This is a genomic window from Sphingopyxis sp. JAI108 (assembly GCF_013410105.1).
Classification (GTDB): domain Bacteria; phylum Pseudomonadota; class Alphaproteobacteria; order Sphingomonadales; family Sphingomonadaceae; genus Sphingopyxis; species Sphingopyxis chilensis.
The window spans coordinates 2185637-2197928 of record NZ_JACCCJ010000001.1 but is presented as its reverse complement, the minus strand read 5'-3'; the positions used below and the strand labels follow the sequence as shown (position 1 = coordinate 2197928).

Sequence of the window (12292 nt, the reverse complement as noted above, 5' to 3'; positions counted from 1 at the left end):
GGGTGAGGGCAGTCGTTCCGGTGGCGGGGCCACCCCTCATTCAGCGCCTGACTGCGGTCCCGGCTCGCCTAATGCCGTCAACCCCCGTTGGGGGTTCGCCCTCGCGTGCCGCTCGGTGACGGCGGCTCGCTGGCCCTCCGATGGGCGCCATCGGGGAATGGCCCCGAGCAACCAAGGAGACGACACATGCCCACCATCGCAACGCTCACCGAAAAAGCCGACGGCAGCTTCGAGGGCAACCTCGCCACGCTCAATGTCAGCGCTCCGATCGCGCTCGTGCCGAACGGCCGCAAGATGAAGGACAGCGAGCCGGACTATCGGGTGATCAGCCGGAAGAACGGGTTCGAACTCGGCGCCGGTTGGGTCCGCACCTCGCAGCAGAACGGCAACGAATATGTCTCGGTGACGATGTCGGCGCCCGAATTCGGCACGATCTACAGCAACCTCGCGAACGCGCCCGGCGACGACCCGTCGAAGAAGGTCCTGATCTGGAACCCGCCGAGCTGAGCCGCAAAGCTGGTCCCGCGAGAGCGGGGCCAGCTCTTTTTTCGTCCATACCGACGCGATCGGCCGCTTCAGCCTGGCGCTGGGGCGGCCGTTTCGCTGTCAGGAACCCATGAGCCGTCGGAGGAGGGCGGCGATGGCGAGAAGAAGGGGAAGCGCGATGATGGCCATGATCGCGGTGTTGCAGGCCCTTGCGAGCTTCTCGCTCGGTGGTTTGCCTTGAGCCACCTTCGAACCTGGCCCTTCATCGGCGGCGCTTGACGGAAAAAGTTCGACCACGATGCCCGACGGCATCACACCCGGACGCTCTTGCGCAGTCTGATGCGACATCAATTCTCCAATCCCCGGTTCGCGGTCCCGCTCTGGCGGCGGGTAAACGCGCCCCCACGATGCCTGCCGGATGGCAGCAGTCAAGCGGCAAGCGATCCTGCGCGCCCGGGCACAATGAAATCGCCGCCCGATGTGGTCCCTGATCGACGGGGCGGCGCGTCATGGCCGTGCCCTGCCTATGCGGGTCCAGTCCCGCTCTCGAAGCCGCTGATCCCTTGGCCGGTGCAGGCCTCCTTCAATCAACCCGTGAAGGGTTCCTACGCTTCGCTTGGGCCGCGCATTCGCGCGGTGATTGCGGCCTGACCCCGGCCAGCGGGGCGACTGCCGAGCGGGAATGGACCCGCTCCGCCGCAGGAGCAACGCAGATGCCGCTTTCAACCGCCCAATCGCTCGGCTGGAGCCTCGCCCGCACGATGATGGTCATCATCGTCCTCGTTGAAGCAGGTCAAGGATATTCGGTGATGCCGCTCGACGAGTTCGACGGTGACCCGGCAACGATCGTCAGCGAATATGACCCGTTCAATCGCTGATATCGCTCGATTGCACCCAAGGTGGACCGGGTTCCGGTTCCGCCTTCGGTGCTTTTGCACTATTCCGCTACCGCAGATTGCGCTGTGGGGGTGGAGGAGAGCGCGTCCCGAAGGAGGACGCTCATGACCTTTGCCCTCATTCTCGGCGGTGCCGCCGCCCTCTATATCCTCTGGCTCCTGTTCCGGCTCGCAGCCCTGGCGCTTCCCGTGTGCGCCGGGGTCGCCGCCGCGTTCGAGGCGCTCGGTCGCGGCTATTCCGACCCGGCCGCGATCGCCATCGGCCTGGGTCTGGGAATATCCCTGCTCGCGTCGGCGCGAATGCTGGTGAGCGCGAAGATCGCGCCGGCGTTGAAGGTCCTGGTTGCTCTGGCCTTTGCCATCCCCGCAGCGCTGGCGGGTTTCGCTGCGACAGAAGCTTTTCTGGCTCTCGCGGGCGCCGACGCTGCGGCGCAGTTCGGGGTCTCGCTTGCCGGAGCCGCCGCGACCGCTGTGGCTTCCTGGCGCAGTCTCATGGGCGAGATGACGGTCGTGCGTCGGCCGCCGATGATGACGCGGGAGCGGGCGATTTAGTCCCCGCTGCGAGCCATCGGCCCAAAAATCGGACCTGCGGCGGCAGCTGACGAGGCGGTTATCGCCCTGCATTCCCGAAAGGGCCGCTGGCTCATGCTTGCCTCGCCGCGGACCGTTGCGGCCTTCTCGAATGCGTCATCTACCGCCAAGCCGCTTCGCTGGCCCGGCTTGCCGCAACGGCGCGCGGGGATTTTCTTCCCCCGGCGTGCCGCCGTTCCTCGCGAAACAAGAAAATCCCCGCCGCGCCGTCCTGCGCTTCGCTGCGGTCCTGCCGGATGCAGCGCCGGTCCCTTGTCGCCGAACGATACGCATCGAGGCCGCAACGGTGCGGCCGCGACGAGGAAAGGAATTGTCATGAACCAGATCGGCACCTTCACGAAAGACGGCGAAGACTTCCGCGGAGAAATCGTCACCCTGTCGCTCCACGCCAAGTCGGTCGCCATTGCCCGCGACGAGGACGCCAGCGGCAATGCACCCACCCACCGCGTCACCATCGGCAACGTCGCCGAGATCGGGGTCGCCTGGGCCAAGACATCGAAGGATGGCCGTGACTATCTCTCGGTCAAGCTCGACGATCCGAGCTTCACCGCGCCCATTTTCGCGCAGCTCTTCGAAGATCATGCGGGCGGATGGGATCTCGTCTGGTCCCGCCAGCGCCGCGGCGAGAGCTGACACGGGTCTATCGCCCGGCTCCCGCCGGGCGATATATCCCCATATTGAGGATGTTAGCGCGCGAGTTTCACGCGAAACTGCGCTACGATTATCGCTTGCGCGGCGTTAACCATCGCGATTGAACCAAGGACAAGAAGGCGCAAAGCCGCGCAAATCCTCATCTTTCGGGTTGGAGGTGGAAATGGATCAGGCTGTCTCGTGGCGTTCGCCATATTTTCCCAAAATATTCGAAAAATATGACCGGGCCGATTTTGCGCAGGAATTCCTGCGCCGAAGCCCCGCCTACCGTTCGGCGTTCGCGGCGGCGCGCGCGGCGCCCGCGAGCGCAAGGGCGGCGCGGCTTGACGACCTTGCCGCCCGCTGGGGGCTGGTCTTTCGCCGCCGATCCTGATCTCGGGGCCGCCGCCGCGCCAGCGCTCTGGCGGCCCACCGGCTGCTCGCTCGTCGCGATCGCCGAGCCATCGCCCTCGGGCTTCGCCGGCGCGCGGCCCGGCGAGCTTGCTGCCGCCGCGCCGATCGCCGCCGAATATCTCGAACGCGGCGACTGGCATGTCGTCCTGACCGAGCGGGGAAGGCGGCTCCGGCTCCAGCTTCGCCGCTGCGCGGCGAACGAGCCGCTCGCCTATCTCTGTCCGGCCGATCGCGGCGCGGCCGCGCGGCTCGCCGTCGCCGCTGCCGTGCAGGCGGCGCTCGGCCGCGGCGCGCGCTGGCCTCCCGCCGGGGCGCCGGGGCGAAGCGAGCGCTGGCGGCTCGTCCAATGGCTGCGCCTCCTCGACGCGCTGGCCGGCGGCGCGTCGGCACGCGAAGCGGCTGCCGCGCTTCTCGCTAGCGAGGTGGCCGCCTATTCGGCGACCGAGTGGGACGCCTCGAGCGAGCGCCGCCGCATCGGACGCTGGCAGCGAGCTGCCATCGCGATGCGCGACGGCGGATATCGCCAGCTGCTCGCGCCCTGATCGGGACATTCGGGCACCTCCTCGGTTTGTCCGTTCCGCGACGCGGCTTCGGCCGCCAATTGTCCCGGCCTCTTCTCCGGGAGCCCGACCGAGCTTCCGGATCCCCGATGGAGGCTGATCTTGGGCGATATTCCCGAACCCGTTGTGCCGCGCTACCTGCGCACCCCCGATGCGGCGCTGCATCTTGGCGTCTCGCCGGCAACGCTTGAAAAGCACCGCTGCTATGGGACCGGCCCGCGCTTTCACAAGCTTGGGCGGCGGATCGTCTATACCTTTGCCGATCTCGACGAATGGGCCGCGACCGGGCGCACGCGCTCGACGAAGGAGCCGACCGTGGGGGGCATCACGCCGCTCCGCCGCCGGCCGCCGGTGCGGCGATGATGCGCGCCGCGCATACCATGGCCGCGCATGCGGCGAGCGAAGGTGGCAGCGTGCCGCTGCCTACTGCGGTGTCGCCGGCGAGCGGACTGACCGAAGTCGAGCTGACGTGGATCGAGCAGCGGCTTGAGCAGTGGATCCGCTTCGGCCGCGTCGCGGGGACGCGGATCGTGAGCCGCCGGACGAGGGTCGACGCCTTTCGTCCTGGCGCGGTTTTTGCGTTCGTGCGCTGGACCTCCAACGATTATGGCACGGTGCATTCGAGCATCGCGGTCATCGCCGCGGCGGTGCCGGGAGCGCCGTTCGCGACGCACCCCTATGTGCGTCCGGGCGGCGACCTGCTCCTGCGGATCGACGGCTGGCCGAAAGTCCAGCAGGTGCTCGCCGCGATCGATGCGATCGAGGCGGCGGGCGTCGATCCGTGCGATGTCGCGCCCGATCATTGGCGCCACATCGGCAGCCAGCTCGCCGCCGGCCTGCCGTTCCGTCCCTATGGGGACGCCCGGCACAAGGCCTGGCTGCAGCGACAGGCGCTCGGGCTGTGAGGCGGCGCTGGCTTCGCGCGACCGCCTTCGCGGCCGCTGGCTTCGCCGGTCTGTTCGGCGCGGTCGCTGCGCTCGCGCCGCAGCCGCGCCTCGTCTGGAATGCGAGCGCCAGCGTTCCGCTCGGCCTCTACCGCATCGATGTCGGCGCCACGCCGCGACTCGGTGACCTCGTTCTTGTCGAGCCGCCCGCGCCCCTCGCTGCGCTGCTCGCCGGACGCGGCTACCTGCCGCGCGGCGTTCCGCTGCTGAAGCATGTCGCCGCGGCCGAGGGTGCGCTCGTCTGCCGGAGCGGGGTATTCGTGACGGTCGACGGCCGCTTCGGGGCACGCGCCCGCGCGGCGGATCGGCTCGGCCGCGCGCTTCCGCGCTGGCTCGGCTGCCGCCGCCTCGCACGCGGCGAATATCTCCTCCTGGGCTCGGCGCCCGACAGTTTCGACGGCCGCTATTTCGGGGCGCTTCGCGCCGAGAGCCTCATCGGCACCGCGCATCCGCTGCTCACGCGCGATGCGCCCGGCGCGCCGCTGCGCTGGCGCCGGGGCGATCCCACGCATGCCTTCAACCCCCAGGCAAAGGAACCGACGATATGATTATTGGCAGCTTCCAGACCGCCGACGACGGCTACGCCGGCCAGATCCGCACCCTCACGCTCGACGCGATGATCGCAATCGTTCCCGCGCGGCCGTCGGACGCCGAAAATGCGCCGGCGTGGCGAGTCCTGCTCGTTGAAGCCGATACCGGCACCGAAATCGGTGCCGGCTGGGAACGGCGCAGCGAGCGCGCCGGATCCTACATCGCGCTGCAGATCGACGATCCGGCGCTCGGCGCTCCGATCCGCGCCAATCTCCTTCGTTCGGGGACGAGCGAGGACGACTATCATCTTCTCTGGTCGCGGCCCACTCCGCAATCCAAGGCCTGAGCCGTGCGTCATTCGGCTCGCTCGGCGCGCTTCCGCGCCGCCCGCATCGCCGCCGTCCTGCTGCTGCTCGCTGCGCAGATGCATCTCGCCCACGGCGCGGCGGCTGCGCCGGCTTCGCCTGGCGCTGCCGCCTATGCAGGCCCCGTTGCGGAAGCCTCGCTGCGCTTCGGCATACCCGAGGCCTGGATATGGCGCGTGATGCATGTCGAGAGCCGCGGCGATCCGCGCGCGGTCTCGCACGCCGGCGCGATGGGGCTGATGCAGGTCATGCCCGCGACCTGGGCGATGCTGACCGCGCGCCATCGCCTCGGTTCCGACCCGTTCGATGTCCGCGCCAATATCTTCGCCGGCGCGGCCTATCTGCGCGCCATGTGGGACCGCTATGGCGACGTCCGCCTGATGCTCGCCGGTTATAATGCCGGACCCGGCCGCGCCGACGCCTATGCGGCGGGACGGCGGGGCCTGCCCGCTGAAACCGTCGCTTATGTCGCCGCGATCGCGCCGGCGATCGGCGCCTCGAGCGTCGCTTCGCTTGCTCCCGCGCCGACACGCCCGGTGCCCTCCTGGCGCGACGCTTCGCTCTTTGCGCAGCAGCCTGAGCGCATCCCGGACTCCGCCGCCGCTGCAGCTCCGCTGCGCGGCGACCGCGTGGCCGACGCACCGCCGTCTCCGCCCGTGCGGCATCCGTCGCCGCTCTTCGTACCGCTTTCCGGTCGCGACCAATGATCGCACGCGCGGGACCTTGTCGCCCGGTCGCAAGGCCCGATGGCAGAGGCAGGCGGTTGGCATTGGAAGAAACGGGGGGATGGCAAGATAAAAGACCTGCCAGCTTGCTGGCGGTATGTGGTTGGTCTTGCAGGGTTTTCTTGTACGGCATCCCCTTGGGCGAGCCATACGCTCGGCATCTTTATCGTGTGATTTCAGGTGGATATCGTCAGGCTCACGCCTCATGAGCCGCGACGAGCATGATTTCCGGGTGCGGCCGGGACGGGGACGCGATGCCGGTGCGGGATCGGGGCGGCGCGCCAAGAAGCTCGCCGCGCAGGTGAAGCGCGCGGCCGCGCGGTCGGGCTATACCCGCTCGCGTCCCGGCGGCCGCCGCAGCGGGGGCACGGGGCGTCACGGCCGCGGCAGACTGGCGCTGGCGGCGATCCGCCGCGGCCCTTCCATGCGGCGCGTGACCGTCATGGCGCGGATTGTACGCCATAAGGGGCCCCGCTTTCGTGCCGCGCCGCTCGGACGCCATGTCGCCTATCTCGAGCGCGACGGCGTGACGCGCGACGGGCGCGCGGCCTCGATGTTCGATGCCCGCGGCGACGATGCCGATCGCGCCGCCTTTACCGAGCGCTGCGCGGACGACCGGCACCATTTCCGGTTCATCGTCAGTCCCGAGGATGCAGCCGAGCTCGGCGACCTCAGCACCTATACGCGGGATCTCATGCGGCAGCTCGAAGCCGATCTCGGAACCCCGCTCGACTGGGTGGCGGTCGATCATTGGAACACCGACAATCCGCACATCCATATCCTCGTCCGCGGCGTAGACGCGGACGGCGCCGACCTCGTCATCGACCGCGCCTATGTCGCGGAAGGCATACGCGGCCGGGCGTCCGAGATCGCGACGCTCGAACTCGGGCCGCGCACCGAACGGGCCATCGATACCGCGCACGCGCGCGAAGTCGATGCCGAACGCTGGACGGGTCTCGACGCGGCGCTCCGCGCGCGCGCCGATGCGACGGGGACGGTCGATCTTCGTCCCGCGGCGGGTGCTCCTGGAAGCGACCGGCACCTCGTCGGACGCGCCGATGTGCTCGAGAGGATGGGACTGGCCTCGCGCGTCGGTCGGGGCCTCTTCATCATCGATCCGGGTGCCGAAACCGTACTGCGCGGCCTTGCAGCGCGCGGCGACATCATCAAGCGCATCCACCGCGAAATGGTCGGCCAGCGCCTCGCGTTCGATGCGGGCGCGATCGCGATCGACGATGGCGGGAGCGCCGTGTCCCTAACGGGCCGGCTCGTCGCGCGAGGGCTCGACGACGAACTCGCCGGCACTGCCTTCGCGATTGTCGACGGCATCGACGGGCGCACCCATCATATCCGCTTCGCCGATCTCGAATGGACAGGCGACGCGGCGCCCGGCGCGATCGTCGAGCTCCGCCGCTGGGAGGGACGCGACGGCACGGAGCGGACGTCGCTGGCCGTCCGCTCGGACCTGCCGCTCGCTGCGCAAATCTCTGCGGGGGGAGCGACCTGGCTCGACCGCCGGATCGTCGGCGGCGACAAGAACGTCGCCGCCGCGGGCTTTGGGGCCGAGGTCGGGCGGGCGATGGACGCACGATCGGAATGGCTCGAGGGCGAAGGCCTGCTCCGCCGGACCGGAGGCAGGCTCGTTCCTGCGCCCGGCCTAATCGACACGCTGCGCCGGCGCGAGCTTGGCGAGGCGGCTGCGGCGATCGCGGCGCGAACCGGCCTTTCGCATCGCGCCGCCGCTCCGGGCGAGGCGGTCGGCGGCATCTACCGCGAGCGCGTCACCCTCGCGTCGGGCCGCTTCGCGATGATCGACGATGGCCTCGGCTTCCAGCTCGTGCCCTGGCGACCCGCGCTCGATCGGCATCTCGGCAAGCATCTTGCAGGATCGGTGAACGGCGCCAGCGGCATCGACTGGTCGCTTGGGCGCGGTCGCGGACTTGGTATCTGAAAGGACGAAGCGATGAACGACAAGATCCTCTGGGGGCAGGTCCTCCTCATTCTCGCGATCGTGACCGCAGGCGTCTGGGGCGCCACGCAATGGACCGCGGGCGCGCTCGGCTATCAGGCCGCGCTCGGGCCGCCATGGTTCCATCTTCGTGGCTATCCCGTCTATCCGCCGCCCGCCTTCTTCTGGTGGTGGTTTGCCTATGACGCCTATGCGCCGCCGATCTTCTACCGCGGCGCGGCAATCGCCGCATCGGGCGGCTTTCTCTCGATCATTATGGCGATCGGCCTCTCGGTGTGGCGCGCGCGCGAGCGAAGGCGCGCCGAGACCTATGGCTCGGCGCGCTGGGCGAGCGTGCGCGAGATCCGCAAGGCGAATATGCTAGGCGAGCAGGGCGTCATCCTGGGGCGCCTTGCCGGGCGTTATCTGCGCCACGATGGCGCCGAGCATGTGCTCTGCTTCGCGCCGACGCGATCGGGAAAGGGGGTGGGTCTCGTCATCCCGACGCTTCTCACCTGGCCCGGGAGCTGCATCGTCCACGACATCAAGGGCGAGAATTGGCAACTGACCGCAGGCTTCCGCGCCCGGCACGGCCGTGTGCTGCTGTTCGATCCGACCAATTCGCGCTCCGCGGCCTATAATCCGCTGCTCGAAGTCCGGCGCGGCGAATGGGAAGTGCGCGACGTGCAGAATGTCGCCGATGTCCTCGTCGATCCCGAAGGCAGTCTCGAGAAGCGCAACCACTGGGAGAAGACGAGCCACGCGCTGCTCGTCGGCGCCATCCTTCATGTCCTTTATGCCGAAGAGAACAAGACGCTTGCCGGGGTCGCGGCCTTCCTGTCGGATCCGCGACGCCCGATCGAGGCGACGCTGCACCGGATGAAGACGGCGCGGCATCTTGGGTCGGCGCCGCATCCCGTCGTCGCGGCGGCCGCGCAGGAGCTTCTCAACAAGAGCGAGAATGAACGCTCGGGCGTGCTGTCGACCGCCATGTCCTTTCTCGGCCTTTACCGCGATCCGGTGATCGCCGCCGTGACCGGCCGCTCGGACTGGCGGATCACCGACCTTGTCGGCGGCGCAGCGCCCGTGTCGCTTTATCTCGTGGTCCCGCCGGGCGACATCAGCCGGACCAAGCCACTCATCCGCCTCATCCTCAACCAGATCGGGCGGCGGCTGACGGAGGAATTGAACCCGCCGACACGCGAACGGCGCCTGCTGCTGATGCTCGACGAGTTTCCGGCGCTTGGGCGTCTCGATTTCTTCGAGAGCGCGCTCGCTTTCATGGCGGGCTACGGCATCAAGGCCTTTCTCATCGCGCAGTCGCTGAACCAGATCGAAAAGGCCTATGGGCAGAGCAATGCCATTCTCGACAATTGCCATGTCCGGGTGAGCTTCGCGACGAACGACGAGCGGACCGCGAAGCGGATTTCCGATGCGCTCGGCACTGCTACCGAACAGCGGGCGATGAAGAATTATGCCGGCCACCGCCTCTCGCCCTGGCTCGGACACCTCATGGTGTCGCGCACCGAGACCGCGCGAGCCTTGTTGACGCCAGGCGAGGTTATGCAGCTTCCAAGCGACGAGGAGATCGTCATGGCATCCGGGTTGCCGCCGATCCGGGCCGGCAAGGCGCGATATTATACCGACCGGCGATTCATGCGCCGGCTGTTACCGCCGCCTGCCGTTGCTCCGCCATCGGCAGCGCGCCCCGACGAATGGAACGATCCGGTGATTGCTGCTCAATCAGTCGCCTGCGCGGAAGACGCACTCGCCGACGATGGCGCGGCCAATGGCGGCATTCGGCAGGAGCCCGATCTCCCGCTCCACGAGGATATCGCCCCGCCGCCGCCACCCGCGATCGGTGAGTTCGACTTCGGCGAAGAGGATGTGCAAGGCGATGCCGCCTGGCTTCGCAGCGCGGCGGACCGGCGTATGGCGCGGTGTGCGCGTGCGGCCTCGCTCGATCCCGACGACGGGATCGAGCTTTGAGGGGCGGGACGGTCAAGCAGACCTACCGGCTTGATGCGGCGCTCGTCGAGCTCGTCGCCGAGCGCGCGCGGCAGCGACGACTGACGCGTACCGAGGTGGTCGAAGCGGCGCTCGCATCGCTTCTTACCCCCGATCACGAAGAACGGATCGAGGCGATGGTGACGCGAAGGCTCGACCGGATCGCGCGCCAGCTCGACCGCATCGAATGGCAGGGCGAACTTGGCGCCGAGACGCTCGCGCTGTTCGTCCGGCACTGGCTCACGAGCAGCCCGTCGCTTCCCGAAGCCGCGCTTTCCGCGGCGCAGGCGAACGGCAAGAGGCGGTGGGAATCCTTTGTCGATGCCCTTGCCCGGCGGATGGAGGCGGGGCCGCGGTTCGGTTCAGAGCTGTCGCGCGACCTGCCGGGCGAAGCTCAGACGTCGCCCGCGCCGAAATAGGCGCAAAGGCGGTGCCAGGATGCCGGTTCGAGGCGGATGATGCTGCGGCGGCCGTCGATCGGGTCGCGAAGCCGGCGCAAGATGCCCGCATCGCAAAGCTTCTGCACGAGGCGGAGTGCGCTGCTGAGCGGCAGGCCGACCGGGATGCAGAGCGCTGTGATCGAGAGATCCTTGCCCTCGGCCTGGTGGATGAAGAGGTCGATGAGCATTTCCCATGACGGGTCACCGAACAACTCCGGCGCGCCGAAAAGCTGCTGGCGCAGTAGCCGGCGGCGGGCGGCGATGCGGGCGTTGGCGAGCGCGGTCTCATGGAGGTCGGCTAACGGTTCCCTCGCGGGTGTTCGGAGCGTTAGCGATGACGGATTTTGCCTGCGACCGCCTCGATCGCCGTTCACGATATGATGGGCATGAGTCTCCGTGACGACGATATGATCGACCAGGCGGACGTCGAGCCCGCGGCCAATCTGGTCGAGCATTCGCGTGGCATGGATATCCTCCTCGCTCGGTGTCGCATCGCCGCTCGGATGATTGTGGACGAGGATGAGCCCCGCCGCGTTCAGCTCTAGCGCGCGGCGGAAGATCGTTCGCGGATAGATCGAAAGCTGGGCGAGCGAGCCGTGTTGCAATTGCTCGTCAGCGATCAACCGCTGCGCGCCGTCGAGAAAGAGCACGCGCAGATGTTCATCGGGGAGCGCGCCCATCGACGCGATAAGATATTTTCGCAGCGCTGGCGCAAATGGGTCGATCGCGATGTGGCGGAGATTCTCGGCGTAGCCTTCGATCTGCAGTTCGTGTGAAAGATGCAGCAGGGCGGCGACGGGCGAGCCCGGCCCGACCACGCGTTCGAGCGCTTCGCGGGTCTGCGACCTCGCCCGCGCGAGGGAGTGGAATTCGGCGAGGAGTGCGCTGGCTAGTCGCTCCCCATCGGCAGGGGCGACGAGCGCAATGAAGTCCGCCAGGGCGGATCGCTGCCGTCGAGCTTCAGCCTTTTCTGATGATGCCAAGTTGCCAGGATGAGGAGAGGGGGAAGGCACCACGACGCGGCGACCTGCATGGTAAGATAGGCCATCGGCGACATCGCCACATCGATCGCCCGGCTGAGATGGCCAAGGAGCGGTATCGCATGAAGGATCGCGGCGATGAGGGGCCAGAAGCGCAGCGCGGTCATCGCGAGGATGAAGGTCGCGACCGCGCCAAAGAGATCGAGCGCGAGATAGCCAATATCGAGCAAGTGATAGACCATGGTGCCAAAGGCGACCATGAGCCGGTCCCACACCACAATGATCACCGCGATAGCGACCATCGTCCGTTCCGGCGCGCCGCCACGCCAGGCGGCATAAAGGAGGGCAATCAGCAAGATAGCGGCGAAAATCGCGATGCGCATGCTCGCCACTATTCATGCCGATTGCCCCCGGTCAATTCACCTTACGCGGCCGATGCGATCGGAGTAGCCCCGGCAGCCGCCTGCGCGGGACATTCGCGAAGATCATAGCCCGCCTTTTCCTGGCCGATGTCGGCAAGCTCGCCATGCGCACGGTGGATGTCGCCGCTGACCTTGACGAGCGACAGCTGCGCGTTGGCGAGCCGGATAATCGTGCGCTGGCCGGTCGTCGGCGGCACGCCGGTCGCCCGGCGGGCGGTGACGACGCTCGTCAGGAGCGACGACACGGCGATCAGCGCGTCGTCGATGCTCCCCTCCGCGAGCGGGACGTCGCGCTCGAGCCTTGCGGTCATGGCAGTCATTATCTGGGACATAAATTCTCCTTCGCCGAAACC

Annotated in this window: 18 protein-coding genes; 14 read left to right on the top strand and 4 right to left on the bottom strand. The window is 68.1% G+C overall.

Going from position 1 to position 12292, the window contains the following annotated elements; genetic code table 11:
• Positions 1–186: 186 nt before the first annotated feature.
• Positions 187–507 (top strand): DUF736 family protein, encoded by a 321-nt coding sequence (locus HDC29_RS10580; protein WP_179496943.1) that lies wholly within the window; start codon positions 187–189, stop codon positions 505–507.
• A gap of 99 nt (positions 508–606) precedes the next feature.
• Here the strand turns inward: HDC29_RS10580 and HDC29_RS10575 are convergent, their stop codons facing one another.
• Positions 607–834, bottom strand: coding sequence for a hypothetical protein (locus HDC29_RS10575; protein ID WP_179496941.1), 228 nt, complete (start codon positions 832–834; stop codon positions 607–609).
• Positions 835–1199: 365 nt separating this feature from the next.
• Here HDC29_RS10575 and HDC29_RS10570 point away from each other — a divergent pair, with 365 nt between their 5' ends.
• The 13 genes from HDC29_RS10570 (at position 1200) to HDC29_RS10515 (ending at position 10516) form a co-directional block, all read left to right on the top strand.
• Complete coding sequence (locus HDC29_RS10570) at positions 1200–1364, top strand: hypothetical protein (protein WP_179496939.1); 165 nt, start codon at positions 1200–1202, stop codon at positions 1362–1364.
• A 123-nt stretch (positions 1365–1487) separates the two neighbouring features.
• Entirely contained in the window at positions 1488–1934 is a 447-nt protein-coding gene (locus HDC29_RS10565) for a hypothetical protein (RefSeq protein ID WP_179496937.1), read from the top strand.
• Positions 1935–2288: 354 nt separating this feature from the next.
• Positions 2289–2606, top strand: coding sequence for a DUF736 domain-containing protein (locus tag HDC29_RS10560; protein ID WP_179496935.1), 318 nt, complete (start codon positions 2289–2291; stop codon positions 2604–2606).
• Positions 2607–2787: 181 nt separating this feature from the next.
• Positions 2788–2997 (top strand): transcriptional regulator domain-containing protein, encoded by a 210-nt coding sequence (locus HDC29_RS19255; protein ID WP_257018149.1) that lies wholly within the window; start codon positions 2788–2790, stop codon positions 2995–2997.
• The gene (locus HDC29_RS19115) at positions 2948–3559 is read left to right on the top strand and encodes a DUF2285 domain-containing protein (protein ID WP_257018148.1); all 612 of its coding nucleotides are present in this window, start codon (positions 2948–2950) and stop codon (positions 3557–3559) included. The genes HDC29_RS19255 and HDC29_RS19115 overlap by 50 nt, the downstream gene beginning before the upstream one ends.
• 129 nt (positions 3560–3688) lie before the next feature.
• On the top strand, positions 3689–3940 hold the full coding sequence (locus HDC29_RS10550; RefSeq protein ID WP_373562797.1) for a helix-turn-helix transcriptional regulator: 252 nt from the start codon (positions 3689–3691) through the stop codon (positions 3938–3940).
• Between the two features lie 17 nt (positions 3941–3957).
• The gene (locus tag HDC29_RS10545; RefSeq protein WP_179497462.1) at positions 3958–4482 is read left to right on the top strand and encodes a DUF2840 domain-containing protein; all 525 of its coding nucleotides are present in this window, start codon (positions 3958–3960) and stop codon (positions 4480–4482) included.
• Positions 4479–5069: a S26 family signal peptidase gene (locus tag HDC29_RS10540; protein ID WP_179496931.1), complete on the top strand. Its 591-nt coding sequence runs from the start codon at positions 4479–4481 to the stop codon at positions 5067–5069. The genes HDC29_RS10545 and HDC29_RS10540 overlap by 4 nt, the downstream gene beginning before the upstream one ends.
• Entirely contained in the window at positions 5066–5398 is a 333-nt protein-coding gene (locus HDC29_RS10535; RefSeq protein WP_179496930.1) for a DUF736 domain-containing protein, read from the top strand. Before HDC29_RS10540 ends, HDC29_RS10535 begins: the two co-directional genes overlap by 4 nt.
• A gap of 3 nt (positions 5399–5401) precedes the next feature.
• Complete coding sequence (locus tag HDC29_RS10530; protein WP_373562784.1) at positions 5402–6124, top strand: transglycosylase SLT domain-containing protein; 723 nt, start codon at positions 5402–5404, stop codon at positions 6122–6124.
• A gap of 223 nt (positions 6125–6347) precedes the next feature.
• Positions 6348–8093: a DUF3363 domain-containing protein gene (locus HDC29_RS10525; protein ID WP_179496928.1), complete on the top strand. Its 1746-nt coding sequence runs from the start codon at positions 6348–6350 to the stop codon at positions 8091–8093.
• Positions 8094–8105: 12 nt separating this feature from the next.
• Positions 8106–10079, top strand: coding sequence for a conjugal transfer protein TraG (locus HDC29_RS10520; protein ID WP_179496926.1), 1974 nt, complete (start codon positions 8106–8108; stop codon positions 10077–10079).
• Positions 10076–10516, top strand: coding sequence for a CopG family transcriptional regulator (locus tag HDC29_RS10515; RefSeq protein WP_179496924.1), 441 nt, complete (start codon positions 10076–10078; stop codon positions 10514–10516). The genes HDC29_RS10520 and HDC29_RS10515 overlap by 4 nt, the downstream gene beginning before the upstream one ends.
• Here the strand turns inward: HDC29_RS10515 and HDC29_RS10510 are convergent.
• The 3 genes from HDC29_RS10510 to HDC29_RS10500 form a co-directional block, all read right to left on the bottom strand.
• On the bottom strand, positions 10492–11355 hold the full coding sequence (locus HDC29_RS10510; RefSeq protein WP_179496922.1) for a JAB domain-containing protein: 864 nt from the start codon (positions 11353–11355) through the stop codon (positions 10492–10494). The genes HDC29_RS10515 and HDC29_RS10510 overlap by 25 nt on opposite strands.
• A 71-nt stretch (positions 11356–11426) precedes the next feature.
• Entirely contained in the window at positions 11427–11900 is a 474-nt protein-coding gene (locus tag HDC29_RS10505; protein WP_179496920.1) for a hypothetical protein, read from the bottom strand.
• 41 nt (positions 11901–11941) lie between these two features.
• The gene (locus HDC29_RS10500; protein ID WP_179496918.1) at positions 11942–12271 is read right to left on the bottom strand and encodes a hypothetical protein; all 330 of its coding nucleotides are present in this window, start codon (positions 12269–12271) and stop codon (positions 11942–11944) included.
• Between the last annotated feature and the right edge of the window lie 21 nt (positions 12272–12292).

What these genes read in the sequence shown, in the direction of transcription:
- HDC29_RS10580 (WP_179496943.1), top strand. Translation starts at nt 187, where the DNA reads ATGCCCACCATCGCAACGCTCACCGAAAAAGCCGACGGCAGCTTCGAG.
- HDC29_RS10575 (WP_179496941.1), bottom strand. Translation starts at nt 834, where the DNA reads ATGTCGCATCAGACTGCGCAAGAGCGTCCGGGTGTGATGCCGTCGGGC.
- HDC29_RS10570 (WP_179496939.1), top strand. Translation starts at nt 1,200, where the DNA reads ATGCCGCTTTCAACCGCCCAATCGCTCGGCTGGAGCCTCGCCCGCACG.
- HDC29_RS10565 (WP_179496937.1), top strand. Translation starts at nt 1,488, where the DNA reads ATGACCTTTGCCCTCATTCTCGGCGGTGCCGCCGCCCTCTATATCCTC.
- HDC29_RS10560 (WP_179496935.1), top strand. Translation starts at nt 2,289, where the DNA reads ATGAACCAGATCGGCACCTTCACGAAAGACGGCGAAGACTTCCGCGGA.
- HDC29_RS19255 (WP_257018149.1), top strand. Translation starts at nt 2,788, where the DNA reads ATGGATCAGGCTGTCTCGTGGCGTTCGCCATATTTTCCCAAAATATTC.
- HDC29_RS10545 (WP_179497462.1), top strand. Translation starts at nt 3,958, where the DNA reads ATGGCCGCGCATGCGGCGAGCGAAGGTGGCAGCGTGCCGCTGCCTACT.
- HDC29_RS10535 (WP_179496930.1), top strand. Translation starts at nt 5,066, where the DNA reads ATGATTATTGGCAGCTTCCAGACCGCCGACGACGGCTACGCCGGCCAG.
- HDC29_RS10525 (WP_179496928.1), top strand. Translation starts at nt 6,348, where the DNA reads ATGAGCCGCGACGAGCATGATTTCCGGGTGCGGCCGGGACGGGGACGC.
- HDC29_RS10520 (WP_179496926.1), top strand. Translation starts at nt 8,106, where the DNA reads ATGAACGACAAGATCCTCTGGGGGCAGGTCCTCCTCATTCTCGCGATC.
- HDC29_RS10505 (WP_179496920.1), bottom strand. Translation starts at nt 11,900, where the DNA reads ATGCGCATCGCGATTTTCGCCGCTATCTTGCTGATTGCCCTCCTTTAT.
- HDC29_RS10500 (WP_179496918.1), bottom strand. Translation starts at nt 12,271, where the DNA reads ATGTCCCAGATAATGACTGCCATGACCGCAAGGCTCGAGCGCGACGTC.